The 12,946-nt window shown below is 72.6% G+C and carries 13 protein-coding genes; 3 read left to right on the forward strand and 10 right to left on the reverse strand.

Features of this window, described 5'->3' with window-relative positions:
- The 3 genes from ACJMNC_RS10995 to nadA form a co-directional block, all read right to left on the reverse strand.
- The coding region (locus ACJMNC_RS10995) for a wax ester/triacylglycerol synthase domain-containing protein (RefSeq protein WP_408947999.1) at positions 1-591 on the reverse strand (591 nt) is incomplete at its 3' end.
- A 58-nt stretch (positions 592-649) separates the two neighbouring features.
- Complete coding sequence (nadC, locus tag ACJMNC_RS11000) at positions 650-1,543, reverse strand: carboxylating nicotinate-nucleotide diphosphorylase (protein ID WP_408948000.1); 894 nt, start codon at positions 1,541-1,543, stop codon at positions 650-652.
- 5 nt (positions 1,544-1,548) lie between these two features.
- Positions 1,549-2,559, reverse strand: a complete 1,011-nt coding sequence (nadA, locus tag ACJMNC_RS11005) for a quinolinate synthase NadA (protein WP_408948171.1) — start codon at positions 2,557-2,559, stop codon at positions 1,549-1,551.
- A 239-nt stretch (positions 2,560-2,798) separates the two neighbouring features.
- Here nadA and ACJMNC_RS11010 point away from each other — a divergent pair, with 239 nt between their 5' ends.
- Positions 2,799-3,494 carry an NUDIX hydrolase gene (locus ACJMNC_RS11010; RefSeq protein WP_408948001.1) on the forward strand — a complete coding sequence of 232 codons (696 nt, stop codon included), beginning with the start codon at positions 2,799-2,801 and terminating at the stop codon, positions 3,492-3,494.
- Between the two features lie 4 nt (positions 3,495-3,498).
- Here the strand turns inward: ACJMNC_RS11010 and ACJMNC_RS11015 are convergent, their stop codons facing one another.
- From ACJMNC_RS11015 to ACJMNC_RS11040, 6 genes are all read right to left on the reverse strand, one after another.
- Complete coding sequence (locus ACJMNC_RS11015; RefSeq protein ID WP_408948002.1) at positions 3,499-4,242, reverse strand: DUF2567 domain-containing protein; 744 nt, start codon at positions 4,240-4,242, stop codon at positions 3,499-3,501.
- A gap of 98 nt (positions 4,243-4,340) precedes the next feature.
- Positions 4,341-4,583, reverse strand: a complete 243-nt coding sequence (locus ACJMNC_RS11020; RefSeq protein ID WP_408948172.1) for a hypothetical protein — start codon at positions 4,581-4,583, stop codon at positions 4,341-4,343.
- 76 nt (positions 4,584-4,659) lie between these two features.
- On the reverse strand, positions 4,660-5,703 hold the full coding sequence (gene bioB, locus ACJMNC_RS11025) for a biotin synthase BioB (RefSeq protein ID WP_408948003.1): 1,044 nt from the start codon (positions 5,701-5,703) through the stop codon (positions 4,660-4,662).
- Positions 5,700-6,494, reverse strand: a complete 795-nt coding sequence (gene bioD / locus ACJMNC_RS11030) for a dethiobiotin synthase (protein ID WP_408948004.1) — start codon at positions 6,492-6,494, stop codon at positions 5,700-5,702. The genes bioB and bioD overlap by 4 nt, the downstream gene beginning before the upstream one ends.
- The gene (locus ACJMNC_RS11035; protein ID WP_408948005.1) at positions 6,491-7,669 is read right to left on the reverse strand and encodes an 8-amino-7-oxononanoate synthase; all 1,179 of its coding nucleotides are present in this window, start codon (positions 7,667-7,669) and stop codon (positions 6,491-6,493) included. The genes bioD and ACJMNC_RS11035 overlap by 4 nt, the downstream gene beginning before the upstream one ends.
- Positions 7,666-8,967 (reverse strand): adenosylmethionine--8-amino-7-oxononanoate transaminase, encoded by a 1,302-nt coding sequence (locus tag ACJMNC_RS11040; protein ID WP_408948006.1) that lies wholly within the window; start codon positions 8,965-8,967, stop codon positions 7,666-7,668. The genes ACJMNC_RS11035 and ACJMNC_RS11040 overlap by 4 nt, the downstream gene beginning before the upstream one ends.
- A 91-nt stretch (positions 8,968-9,058) precedes the next feature.
- Here ACJMNC_RS11040 and ACJMNC_RS11045 point away from each other — a divergent pair, with 91 nt between their 5' ends.
- Both ACJMNC_RS11045 and treY read left to right on the forward strand, forming a co-directional pair.
- Positions 9,059-9,619: a TetR/AcrR family transcriptional regulator gene (locus ACJMNC_RS11045; RefSeq protein ID WP_408948007.1), complete on the forward strand. Its 561-nt coding sequence runs from the start codon at positions 9,059-9,061 to the stop codon at positions 9,617-9,619.
- 95 nt (positions 9,620-9,714) lie between these two features.
- Positions 9,715-12,048, forward strand: a complete 2,334-nt coding sequence (treY, locus tag ACJMNC_RS11050) for a malto-oligosyltrehalose synthase (protein WP_408948008.1) — start codon at positions 9,715-9,717, stop codon at positions 12,046-12,048.
- A 19-nt stretch (positions 12,049-12,067) separates the two neighbouring features.
- On the opposite strand, the gene ACJMNC_RS11055 is transcribed toward treY, so the two are convergent.
- A complete protein-coding gene (locus tag ACJMNC_RS11055; RefSeq protein ID WP_408948009.1) occupies positions 12,068-12,883 on the reverse strand; it encodes a hypothetical protein in 816 nt (271 codons plus the stop codon).
- Positions 12,884-12,946: the final 63 nt, after the last annotated feature.

The raw sequence follows: 12,946 nt of genomic DNA on the forward strand, positions 1-12,946 counted from the left end.
CGGCCCGGGTGGTGGCCACCCCTCCAGCTGTGGTCGCCACTGGAGTAGAATCGTCAGCCGCTGCAGCAGGCTGAGGTCACCGCTGGTGTCGACCTCCCCACCGGTGGTGGGCCCGGCCTCCGGGTCGGTGCTCAGCCACGATTTGATGGTCTCGACGGCGGCGCCGCCGTCGGTCGCACAATGGTGGGCCTTGAAGTAGAAGGCGAAACGATCGTTCTCGAGCCCTTCGATCACATGCGCCTCCCACAGCGGCCGGGTCAGGTCGAGTGGCCGCGAATGCAGGCGTTCGACCAGCGCACCGAGCTCGGCCTCCCCACCCGGTGAGGGCAGTGCATCGAGCCGGACGTGGTAGGTGGGATCGGGTTCGGTCTTCTTCCAGTACGCGGCGTCGGCGAGCGGCAGACCGGCGAGCCTGCTGTCGTACGGGAAGGGCAGAAAGGCCAGGGCGGAGAAGGCGCGGTAGACCTGCCGGACGAAGTCGTGCGGTGCGCCCGGCGGCAGCCGGAAGATCGCCAGAGCGCCGATGTGCATGGGCGTGCGCGGCGACTCCATGCGCAGCAGGGCGTGATCGACCGGGGTCAGCAGCCTCATGGCCCGATGGTAGCCGCGCAGCGGCGTCCCGGTGACGACGTTGCCGCAGCTCCCCGACTCACCAGTCCAGGCCGAGATCCAGGGCGGTGACCGAATGGGTGAGGGCGCCGACCGCCAGGTAATCGACGCCGGTGCGCGCATAGTCCAGAGCCATGTCCAGACTCAGCCCGCCCGACGACTCCAGCTTGGTGCCGGGATTGCGGCTGTCCCGGCGCTGGACCGCCATCTGGGTCTCCCACGGCTCGAAGTTGTCGAGCAGCACCAGCTGCGGATCCAGCGCCAGCACCTCGTCGAACTGGGCCAGCGAATCCACCTCCACCTCCACCGGCAGATCCGGGGCCGCCGCCCGCACCGACTCCAAGGCCGTCGCCACCCCTCCGGCGGCGGCCACATGGTTGTCCTTGATGAGGGCGGCGTCGCCCAGACCCATGCGATGGTTCACGCCGCCACCCGCGCGGACCGCATACTTCTGCAGGAACCGCAGTCCCGGCAGGGTCTTCCTCGAATCCCTGATCTGCGCACCGGTCCCCTCCACCGCGGCCACCCAGCGGGCGGTCTCGGTGGCGATACCCGACAGATGACAGAGCAGGTTCAGTGCGGTCCGCTCCGCGGTGAGCAGCGAGACGGCCGGCGCCCGCACGGCCAGCACAGTCTGTCCCGGCACCACCGGGTCGCCGTCGGCGATCTGCTCGGTGACCGCGTAGTTGTCCGCTCCGATCACCGCATCGAAGACGGCGCGGACCACCGGCAGCCCGGCGATCACGCCGGGCCGGCGGCTGACGATCCGGGCCTGGGCCACGGTCTCGGCCGGCACCGTCGCCAGAGTGGTGATGTCCGGCCCGTAGCGCAGGTCCTCGTCGAGCGCGGTGAGGATCAGCGAGCGCAGTTCCTCGCTCTCGGCGAAGTCCAGCTCCGCCGCGGGACCGGACTGACCGACGAAGCCGTCGCCCACCGGCGTCACTCCCCGCCGCCGGGATTGCCGATGGCGATCATCCGCTCGACGGACTTGCGGGCGCGTTCGGCCACGTCCGCGGCCACGTGCACCTCGTCCTTGCCCTCGGTGAGGCAGCGCTGCAGCGCGGCCGGGGTGATCATCTTCATGTACGGGCAGGCGGCCCGCGAATTGACCGGCTGGAAGTCGACGTCCGGGGCGGCCTTGCGCAGCTGGTGCAGCATGCCCACCTCGGTGGCCACCAGCACCTGACTGGCCCTGGTGGCGCGGGCGGCGTCGATCATGCCGCCGGTCGAGAGGATCTTCACCTTGTCCTCGGGCACCGCGCCCTCGCCGGCCAGGTACAGCGCCGAGGTGGCGCAGCCGCACTCCGGGTGGATGAACAGATCCGCATCCGGGTGGCTGTCGCTCTGGGCGGTCAGCTCGTCGCCGTTGATGCCCGCGTGCACGTGGCATTCGCCGGCCCAGATGTGGATGTTGTCCCGGCCCAGTTCGCGTTTGACGTGCGCACCGAGGAACTGGTCGGGCAGGAACAGCACCTCGCGATCCGGGTCGATCGAGGCCACCACGTCCACCGCGTTCGACGAGGTGCAGCAGATATCGGTCAGGCCTTTGACCTCGGCGGTGGTGTTGACGTACGAGACCACCAGCGCGTCGGGGAAGTCGGCCTTCCATTCGCGCAGCTCGTCGGCGGTGATCGAGTCGGCCAGCGAGCAGCCGGCCCGCTCGTCGGGGATCAGCACCCGCTTGTCCGGGCTGAGGATCTTGGCGGTCTCGGCCATGAAGTGCACACCGCAGAAGATGATCTCGTCGGCGTCCACCTCGGCGGCGATCCGGGACAGCGCCAGCGAGTCGCCGCAGTGATCGGCGACGTCCTGGATGGCCGGCAGCTGGTAGTTGTGCGCCAGGATGACCGCGTTGCGCGCCGCGGCGAGCCGCTTGATCTCGTCGGCCCATTCCGGGGTCGCCTCCACGCCGCCGAAGGCGGGCGGGATACTGGTTCGCGGATCGGCCATGCCCAGATCGGTCACGGTCCGGGTGATGCCGGTCGGCTCGGTGGTCACGGTTGTCGTCATGGCGACTGCACTCCCATCACAAGGTCTCCGGGAGCGGGCTGGCCCCGGAGGGGTTTTCGACCAATGATCGAAAACTGTTCGCCATGGTAACACCGTCCATTCGGCGGCCATTCCCGGCCGCCCCGCGGCCCGCCCGGCACCGGCCGCGCGCGAGGGGCCATACCCTAAACTCGACTGTCATGCCGACGTCCATTGCTGTCGAGGTGCTCAGCGCGGTCTTTCAGGTACGCGAACCCGACGAGGGCCCGGCCACCCTGCACGTACTGCTGGTGGGCGCCGACGGCGGTGAGAGCTGGCGGCTGCCCGGCGGAGCGCCCGGCGAGCGCGAGAACCTGGCCGCGGCGGCGCGACGCCACCTGGGCAGCCAATGCGGACTGACCCGGGTGGCCCACCTCGAGCAGCTGTCGGTGCTCTCCGATCCGGACCGGGTCCCGGTCACCCGCACCATCGCCTCCTCGTATCTGGGGCTGGTGCCGCGCGATGTGCCGGCCGAGTTCACCGGCTCCCCCGAGGGCGCCCGGGCCGCCTGGTTCGACGTGGACCACCTGCCCGGACTGATCTACGACCACGCCGAGGTGGTGGCACTGGGCCGCTCCCGGCTGGCCGGCAAGCTCTCCTACACGAATCTGGCCTTCGCGCTGGCCCCCGCGCGGTTCGCGATGAGCGAGCTCTCCGAGATCTACGGCGCCGCCCTGGGCTATCCGGTCGACTCGACGAATCTGCTGCGGGTGCTCTCCCGGCGCGGCGTGGTGGTGGCCACCGGCACCGTCGGCCGCACCGGCCGGGCCGGCGGCCGCCCGCCCGCGCTCTACACCTTCGCCGACGACGAGCTGGTCGTCACCGACGAATTCGCCACGCTGCGCCCGCCGCCCTGACCGTTCACGGGTGCGGGCCCGGTCCGGGCTGCTGCGGATCCGCACCGGGCCCGCCCACGGCCGACGGACCGGAGGGCGGCGGGCCGAGCACCGGCGGCATCGAACCCGGGACGTACACCGGGCCGCGGTCGGCCGGCTCGGGCAGATCACCGCGGCCCAGATCGGGATCGGACTTCGCGGACACCAGGAAGAAGTAGACGAGAGCGGCGAGTCCGGGCGCGCAGATCAGCAGCAGCCACGGAGCCGGCAGGTCACCGAGGCGGGCGCCGTCGAGCCAGATGTCGCCGAGCGTGTCGTACACGCCGGGCGTGTGCCGGTCCACCTCGTACCGGGCCGAGGCGATGCGCCGCCCCACCTCCATGGCGATCGCGCTGACCGCGACGGCGGCGACCACCGCGTACAGCAGACCCGACAGGCCGCGGCTGCGCGGCAGCAGGAACCACACCAGCAGCCCCACCAGCAGCCCGAGGACCGCGGAGACGAAGACGAAGACAGCAACGGCGCCGAACAGGCCTGCGGACTGTTCCTGGGTGAAGCCGACGATCTGGTCGGTGACCGTGATCTGCGTGGTCGGCGCGGTGAACGCCCAGGTCACGCCGCCGAGGACGCCGAGGATCAGCAGTCCGGCCACCACCAGCGCGGTGCGCCGCACATCGGCGACCGCGGCGGCGGGCTCCGGCGCCGAGGTGCCCGCCGGCGGTGACTCCGGCGAGGGCTGAATCGGCGGGTACGGACTCGGATCGGTCATCGGCGGTCGGATCTCCACTCGGCGGGACGGACGACGGGGACGCGGACGGAACGAACGCGTGCCCCGGACTCACGCCCACTGTAGTTCGGCGACGAGGCTCAGCGCCGGTCGAGTTCGGTCGAATCGACGGTGCCGTGCCGCGAACAGCGCGCAGTCCAGCCGTCGGGCCGCACCTGCACCACCATCCGGCGGCCGCACCGGCCGCAGTAGCGCGGCGGTTCGAGCCCGAGCCGGGCCGCGGTGGGCACCGCCGCCGGATCCTGTACCTCCAGCTCCAGGCCGGTGTAGACGCCGTAGCGCAGCGGCGGCTGCAGCGGACCGGGCACCGGCTCGGCCTGCAGCAGCGGATTGCCCCGGGACCTGCCCGCCGCCCCCGGTACCGGCGAACCCGCCGCCACCGGCTCCGGCGCCGCCCGGTCAGATGGTGTCATTGAGCGCCTTGATCGGCATGGACAGATCCTCGAGCAGATCCAGGTCCTGTTCGGCCGGCCGCCCCAAGGTGGTCAGGTAGTTGCCGACGATGACGGCGTTGATGCCGCCGAGGATGCCCTGCTGGGCGCCCAGGTCGCCCAGGGTGATCTCCCGGCCGCCCGCGAACCGCAGAATGGTGCGCGGCAGCGCCAGCCGGAAGGCCGCCACCGCCTTGAGCGCCTCGGCGGCCGGCAGCACGTCCAGATCGCCGAACGGGGTGCCCGGCCGCGGGTTGAGGAAGTTGAGCGGGACCTCGTCGGGTTCGAGCAGCGCCAGGTCGGCGGCGAACTCGGCGCGCTGCTCGAGGGTCTCCCCCATGCCCAGGATGCCGCCGCAGCAGACCTCCATCCCGGCGGCCCGCACCATGCTGAGGGTGTCCCAGCGTTCCTCGTAGGTGTGCGTGGTGACCACGTTCGGGAAGTGACTGCGGGCGGTCTCGAGATTGTGGTTGTAGCGGTGCACGCCCATCGCGGCGAGCTCGTCGACCTGCTCCTGAGTGAGCATGCCCAGACTGCAGGCGATCTGGATGTCCACCTCGTTGCGGATGGCCTCGATGCCCGCGGCCACCTGGCTCATCAGCCGCGCGTCCGGTCCGCGGACGGCGGCGACGATGCAGAATTCGGTGGCCCCGGTCTTCGCGGTCTGCTTCGCGGCCTCCACCAGCGACGGGATGTCGATCCAGGCGCTGCGCACCGGTGAGGCGAACAGTCCGGACTGGCTGCAGAAGTGGCAGTCCTCCGGGCAGCCGCCGGTCTTGAGCGAGATGATGCCTTCGACCTCCACCTCCGGTCCGCACCAGCGCATCCGGACGTCGTGGGCCAGTGCGAGGAGCTCTTCGAGGCGGTCGTCGGGCAGCCGCAGCACGGCCAGCACCTGGTCCCGGCCGAGCGGCTCGCCGCGCTCGAGCACCTGCTCGCGGGCGATCGCGAGGATGTCGTTCGGGTCGCCGCCCAGGTCGGCGGGGGTGCGATCGGTGGTCGTCGTGGTCACGTCGGAATCTCCTGCGGGTTTCGGGCCGTCTCGGCCGGATCGATCGGTGGGGCTGACAGTTCGGGTGGCGGTGGCGCCTCGGAGTCCCGGTCGCCGAGCAGCCGGCCGGTCTCCGGGCGCCACCAGTGCGGTGCAGCCGCCCGGAAGGCGGCCGGCTCGGCGGCGCCGCAGCCGTCGGGCAGGGCGGCGAGCACCGGCACGCCGGTGAGCCGCGGCAGGTCGTCGCGATTGCACGCCGTCGCGAGGTCGGGGACGTCGGGCCAGCGTCCGATCACCAGTCCGGCGGGCCGGCAGCCCGCCGTCCGCAGCGCCCGGACGGTCAGTTCGGTGTGGTTGAGGCTGCCCAGTCCGGGATCGGCGACCACCAGGACCGGTGCGCCGAGGGCGCGGGCGGGTTCGCAGATCGTCAGGTCCGGCGCCAGCCGCACCAGCACGCCGCCGGCGCCCTCGATCAGCACCAGGTCGTGGTCGGCGCGCAGCCGCTCGACGGCGGCGGTGATCTCCGCCAGGGTCAGGACGCGGTCACCGCTGCGCCGGGCCGCGGTCTCAGGGGCCAGGGGCTCGCGGTAGCGGATCAGTTCGACCGTGGTGATCTCGCCGGCCAGCCGCCGCACCTGCGCCAGGTCTCCGGGCTCGCCGGGGGCCACCCCGGTCTGTGCGGGTTTGACGACGGCCACCGCCGCGCCGCGGGAGCGGGCGGCGGCGGCCAGGGCCGCGGTGGCGACGGTCTTGCCGACGTCGGTGGAGGTGCCGGTGATCACCACGACGGACCCCGGACGGCGCGCGCTCATCGCGCCCCCACCGCGGCCAGGGCCTCGCCGACGATGCCCGCCACCGAACGCAGCGTCGCCGCGTCCAGGTCGGCACGGACGGTCACCCGCAGCCGTGAGGTGCCGGCCGGCACCGACGGCGGCCGGAAGCAGCCGACGAGCAGTCCGCGGTCGCGGCAGTGCGCGGCGGCGGCCACGGCCGCCTCCGGCTCGCCGACGATCAGCGAGACCACGGCGGATTCGGGCATCGGTGCACCCACCGCGGCGGCGAAGGTGCGCGCGTTCTCGCGCAGCCGCTGCGGGAGCTGCGGGTCGTCGCGCAGCACCTGCAGGGCGGCGTGCGCGCCGCCCACCGCGGCCGGGGCCAGCCCGGTGTCGAAGATGAACGGCCGGGCGGTGTCGATCAGGTACCGGCGCAGCACGGCGCTGCCGGCGACGATGCCACCCTGGGCGCCCAGCGACTTCGAGGCCACCGTGGTCACTACCAGCCCGGGCGCGCCGGACAGTCCGGACTCGGCCACGACGCCCCGTCCTCCGGGACCGCGGACCCCGAGCGCGTGCGCTTCGTCCACCAGCAGGGCGGCCCCGTGCTCGGTCGCGGCGGCGTACAGGCCGCCGATCGGGGCGATCCGGCCGTCGATGCTGTAGATCGAGTCGGTGACCACCAGCGCCCGCCGTTCGGTCCGCGCAGCCAGCGCGGCGCGCACGGCCTCGGTGTCGCCGCGCTCGACCACCACCACGCGGGCCCGGGAGAGCCGGCAGCCGTCGATCAGGGAGGCGTGGGCACCGGTGTCGCTGACGATCAGGTCGCCGCGGCCGGCCAGCGCCGTGACGGCGCCGACGTTGGCCAGGTATCCGGAGGAGAAGACCAGCGCCGCCTCGGTGCCCAGGAACTCGGCCAGATCGTCCTCGAAGTCGGTGTGCGCCGCAGTGCTGCCGACGACCAGCCGTGACGAGGTGGCGCCGGCGCCCCACCGCCGGGCCGCAGCCGCAGCGCCGTCGATCACCGCGGGATGCGTGGACAGCCCCAGGTAGTCGTTGGAGGCGAGGTTGATGCGCTCGTCCCCGGCCGGCCGGACCACCGGATCGCGGTGCAGTCCGGCGTCGTCGATCCGCGCGGCGGCGGCGTCGAGCCAGCCGAGCGGATCGACCGGCAGCGGACCGGCCGCGCCGATCCGGGTCTGTGCGGCGGTCACGCGTTCACCGCCTGCGGCGCGGTGGCGGTCAGGCAGGCACGGACGGCGGCGCCGATCGCGTCGGTGACGGCGCCGATCTCGTCGGCCGTACAGATGTAGGGCGGCATGGTGTAGACGAGATTGCGGAAGGGCCGCAGCCAGACGCCCCTCGCCGTCGCCGCGGTCGTGGCCGCCGCCATGTCCACCTCCCGGTCGAGTTCGACCACCCCGATCGCGCCGAGGGTGCGCACCTCGCGCACCCCGTCCAGGCCGGCCAGCGGCGCGAGCCCGGCCGCGAGCTGTGCGCCGATCGCCGGCACCTGGTGCCGCCAGTGCCCCTCCGCCAGCAGATCCAGCGAGGCGCAGGCCACCGCGCAGGCCAGCGGGTTGGCCATGAACGTGGGGCCGTGGGCCAGTCCGCCGGCCTCACCCGCGCTGATCACCTCGGCGATGCGGGAGGTGGTGAGGGTGGCCGCGAGCGTCAGGTAGCCGCCGGTGAGGGCTTTGCCCAGACACAGGATGTCCGGGGCGACGCCGGCGTGCTCGACGGCGAAGTATTCGCCGGTGCGGCCGAAGCCGGTGGCGATCTCGTCGCAGATGAGCAGCACCTGGTGGTCGTCGCAGATGCGCCGCAATTCGGCGATCAGCCGGGGCGGATGGAAGCGCATGCCGCCGGCGCCCTGGACCACCGGTTCGACGATCACCGCGGCGAGCTCGCCCGCGTGGGCGGCCACTTCGCGTTCGAGCATCGCGACGTAGTCGTGGTCCTCGACGGCCGGCGGGGCGGGCACGAAGATCTGTTCGGCGAGCACCCCGCGCCAGAGGGCGTGCATGCCGCCGTCCGGGTCGCAGACGCTCATCGGAGCGAAGGTGTCGCCGTGGTAGCCGCCGCGCCAGGTGAGCAGCCGGTGGCGCTCGGGCCGTCCCAGGCTGCGCTGGTACTGGATGGCCGTCTTCACCGCGACCTCGACGGCGACCGAGCCGGAGTCGGCGAAGAAGACCTTCTGCAGAGGTTCCGGGGTCACGGCCACCAGGCGCTGCGCGAGCTCGGCGGCCGGGGCGTGGGTGAGGCCGCCGAACATCACATGCGCCATCCGCTCGAGCTGACCGGTCGCGGCGGCGTCCAGCCGCGGGTGGGCGTAGCCGTGCACCGCCGCCCACCAGGAGCTCATGCCGTCGATCAGTTCGGTGCCGTCGGCCAGCCGCAGCCGGGTGCCGGCGCAGGAGTCGACGACCAGCGGCGGGGTGCTCGCCGGGAAGGCGCCGTAGGGATGCCAGATGTGCTCGGCATCGATCCGGCTGATCTGGGCTGCGTCCATCGTCGTCACCTCCGCGGGGCTGGTCCTGAACACCGTACAGGATTACTGGACGGTGTCCAGGACGGTGATCGCGCCGTATAAGGTGTCGGGCGTGGCACACACTCCGGCCGACGTCCTCGCCGCCGCCCGCGGCATCCTCGCCCAGCACAGCCTCGCGGACCTGTCCATGCGGCGCCTGGCCACCGAGCTCGGCGTCCGCCCCAACGCGCTGTACTGGCACTTCCCGGACAAGCAGACGATGCTCGCCGCGCTGGCCGACGATCTGCTCGATGCCGTGCAGATCCCCGCCGACGGCGCCTGGGACCAACGCCTCACCGCCGCCGCGACCAACCTGCGCTCGACCCTGCTCTCCCTGCCCGACAGCGCCGAAGTGGTGTCCTCGGCCTGGGCGTCGGGCCTCTCGCACAGCGACCTGACCGCGACCGTGGCCGCCGTCGCGGCCGACGGCGGGCTGCCGCCGCCGGCCGCGCACGGCGTGGCCACCGCGATCTGCCGGCTGACCATCGGCCTGACCATCGAGGAGCAGACCCGCGCCCAGATGGAGCGGCTCGGTGTGACCGGCCCGTCCGGCCGGGACTTCACCGAGGAGTTCACCCAGGCGCTCGCCGTCATCGTCGACGGCGCCCGGAGTCTGGCCGCCGCCCGGCGCTGACCCGCGGCGTCGGCCGCGGGCCGATAGGATCGATCCGCAGACCCGTCGCGGCGCACGCTGTCTCCACCGCCGACCCCGCCGACCGCAGGATTCCGATGCCCACCATTCCGGCCGAACCCGTCGCCACCTACCGGGTGCAGCTGACCGACGATTTCACCTTCGCCGAGGTCGCCGGAATCCTCGACGACCTCGCCGGCCTGGGCATCAGCCACCTGTACCTGTCCCCCGTCCTCGAAGCGGTGCCGGGCAGCAACCACGGCTACGACTGGCTGCCGCCGCCGCGGATCGCCGAACGCCTCGGCGGACTCGACGGGCTGCGGCTGCTCCGCGAACACGCCCGCGGCCGCGGGATCGGTCTGATCCTGGATCTGGTGCCCAACCATCTCGGTGTGGCGCAGCCGCTGCGCAATCCGTGGTGGCGCGCCGTCCTGCGGGACGGATTCGGATCCCGGTACGCCCACTACTTCGACCTGCATCCGGTGGTCCTCGAGCAGGGCGGCACGGTGATCGCGCTGCCCTACCTGCACGACGCCGGCGATCTCGAGGCGCTCCGGCTCGACGACGACGGCAACCTGCACCTCCATGAGTGGGTGCTGCCCACCGCCCCGGGCACCGCCGCCCCCGGCGACGATCCGCGGGCGGTGCACGAGCGCCAGCACTACCGGCTGGTGCGCTCGGACAGCAAGGCGATGAGCTACCGGCGCTTCGTCGACATCGGCACGCTGGCGGCACTGCGCCAGGAGGACCCCGAGGTCTTCGGCGCCACCCACGGGTGGCTGCGCGAGCTGATCGACGAGGACCTCGTCGACGGCGTCCGGGTGGACCACCTCGACGGTCTGCGCGAGCCGGTGCACTATGTGCGGCGGCTGCGCGAGCTGATCGGCCCGCACCGGCTGCTCTACGTGGAGAAGTCGCTGACCGACTCAGAGGTGCTCGATCCGGAGCTGCCGGTCGACGGGACCACCGGCTACGACCAGCTCGGACTCATCGAGGGGGTCTTCACCCCCGCCCCCGGGGTGGTCGAGCTCGACGAGGTGTACCGCTCGGTGACCGGCATACCCGGCGACGGTGATGCCCTGGCCGCCCAGGGCCGCAGTCTGCGCGAGGAGACCCTGCGGGGCTATTTCGCCACCCGGCTGCGCTGGGCCAGTCTGTCGCTGTCTGCCACCGCCCCCGACGTCCCGCTGTACGCGGTCGAGCATGCGATCGCCGCGTTCGTCATCGCCTGCCCGGTCAACCGTCCGGATTATCCGGCGCTGCGGGGTCAGGCCCTGGCCGCACTGGCCGCGCTCACCGCAGATCTGCCCTCGGCGAAGGCCGGCCTGGACGCGCTCACCGCCGTCTTCCGCGAGCCGCAGCGCTCCCCCGAGGCCCTGTTCCGGGTCAGCGAGCTGACCGCGGCGGTGGCGGCGAAGGCCATCGAGGACACCGGTTTCCACCGCACCGCCCGACTGGTCTCGAGCCAGGAGCTCGGCGCCACACCGCGCATCCCGTCGATCGCGCGCAGCGAGTTCCATGAGCGCAGCGGGCTGCGGGCACGCCGGCATCCGCTCTCACTGAGCACCCTGAGTTCGCACGACACCAAACGCAGCGGGGACACCCGCGCCCGGATCGCCGTTCTGGCCCAGGTGCCGCAGCGCTGGCAGGTGCTGGTCGACACGCTCTGGCGACGGCAGTCGCCGCCGGACGACGGCACCGGCTATCTGCTGCTGCAGAACGTCGTCGGCGTCTGGCCGGACAGTGGTCTGCCGGACACCCGGCTGAGGGACCGGCTCGCCGATTCGGCACGCATCACCGTCCGGCACGCCGGGGTGCTCAGCAGCTGGCGCGATCCGGATCCGGTGGCCGAGCAGGCGGTGCTGGCCTGGCTCGACGGCCTGCTGACCGGGCCGAACGCCGACCTGATCCGGGCCTTCGTCGACATCATCGCCCCGGTGGCCCGCGCCGAGGGCCTGGCCCGGCGGGCGGTGCTGTTGCTCGGTCCCGGCGTGGGCGATCTGTACCAGGGCTCGCAGTGGCAGGATCTGTCGCTGGGCGACCCGGACAACCGGCGTCCCGTGGATTACAGCCGGCCCGCCGACGGGCCCGAGGCACAGCTGATCCGGCAGGCCCTGGCCGTACGGCGCCGGCACGCCGACTGCTTCGGCACCGCAGGGGACTACCGGCCGCTGACCTCCCGCGGCCGGTACGCCACCCACCTGCTGGCCTTCGCGCGCGGCCGGGCCGGCGGCCCCGCCGAGGTGGTGCTGGCGGTGCTGCGGATGAGCCGGTCGCTGCCGCCCGGCGAAGAGCGCACCCTGGTGCTGCTGGACCTGCCGCCCGGCGACTGGCGCGATGCCGCAACCGGCGACGTCCACCGCGGCGCGGTGACCGGGGACGCACTGTTCGGCGACCGGCCCACCGCGATCCTCGAGGCCGTCACCGGCTGAGTGCACGGGCCGCCCCGGCTCAGCCGCCGGGCTGCGGCTGCGGTTGCGCGGCGTCGGGCACGGCTCCGTCGCCACTGCCCTGCGCCTCCATACCGGGCATCACGTTGATCTCGGAGACCAGCCAGGAGCCGTCCTTCTTGATCACGCCCACCTGCAGCAGGAAGACATTGGAGCCGCCCTGCGGGGCGGTCGGGCTGGTGCCGGTCACCTTGGCCGAGACCACTGTGGTGGCCTTGTCGGCATCGAAGGACTCGACGGTGGCCGCGGTGACGTCGACGGTGACGTTCTGGATCCCGGCCTCCTTGGTGACGCTCACCATCTGCTTCGCGTCCTGTTCGACGCGCTCGCGCGCCTTGCCGGTGGTCATCGGCGCCACCTTGGCCTGGAAGGCGTCGACGTCGGCCTTGGGGCTGAGCATCTCGGTGAAGTAGACCTCGGTGAACTTCGTCGCCGTGGATTTGGCCGCGTCGAAGGCGGCGAGCTGCTGGTCCTTCTGGTGGTACTTCCAGCCGCCGACGCCGAGCAGCACCAGTGCCGCGATCAGCACCAGCGACAGCAGAGTGGTCAGCAGACCCTTCCAGGTGATCGTCAGGTGCAGTCCCCGCGACGGCTGATCGTCACGGTCGGCGACCGCGGCCCGGGCCGCACGTTTGCGGTCGACGGCGCCGGTCCGGCCGAGCCGGCCGGGTGTCCGGCCGGCGGCCGCGCCGTCCGCCTCACCGGCATCCGGCTCGTCCACGGTGTCCTGATCGTCCACGGTGTCCTGCTCGTCGCCTGTCTCCTGCTCGTCCAGGTCGTCGTCGCGGTCGCCGGCAGCCTTCGAATCCTTGCTCATACGTCCTTCGTCGTCGAATTGATCGGAGTCCCACGCGCGGCGACACCGTCGCCGGGCGCCGGC

This window comes from Gordonia sp. VNK21 (assembly GCF_046098115.1).
In the GTDB taxonomy this organism is placed as follows: Bacteria; Actinomycetota; Actinomycetes; order Mycobacteriales; family Mycobacteriaceae; genus Gordonia.

Bases quoted from the DNA above. Each gene is read 5' to 3' on its own strand.
- ACJMNC_RS11055 (WP_408948009.1), bottom strand. From the start codon at position 12,883: ATGAGCAAGGATTCGAAGGCTGCCGGCGACCGCGACGACGACCTGGAC.
- bioD (WP_408948004.1), bottom strand. From the start codon at position 6,494: ATGAGCGCGCGCCGTCCGGGGTCCGTCGTGGTGATCACCGGCACCTCC.
- treY (WP_408948008.1), top strand. From the start codon at position 9,715: ATGCCCACCATTCCGGCCGAACCCGTCGCCACCTACCGGGTGCAGCTG.
- ACJMNC_RS11015 (WP_408948002.1), bottom strand. From the start codon at position 4,242: ATGACCGATCCGAGTCCGTACCCGCCGATTCAGCCCTCGCCGGAGTCA.
- nadA (WP_408948171.1), bottom strand. From the start codon at position 2,559: ATGGCCGATCCGCGAACCAGTATCCCGCCCGCCTTCGGCGGCGTGGAG.
- ACJMNC_RS11040 (WP_408948006.1), bottom strand. From the start codon at position 8,967: ATGGACGCAGCCCAGATCAGCCGGATCGATGCCGAGCACATCTGGCAT.
- ACJMNC_RS11010 (WP_408948001.1), top strand. From the start codon at position 2,799: ATGCCGACGTCCATTGCTGTCGAGGTGCTCAGCGCGGTCTTTCAGGTA.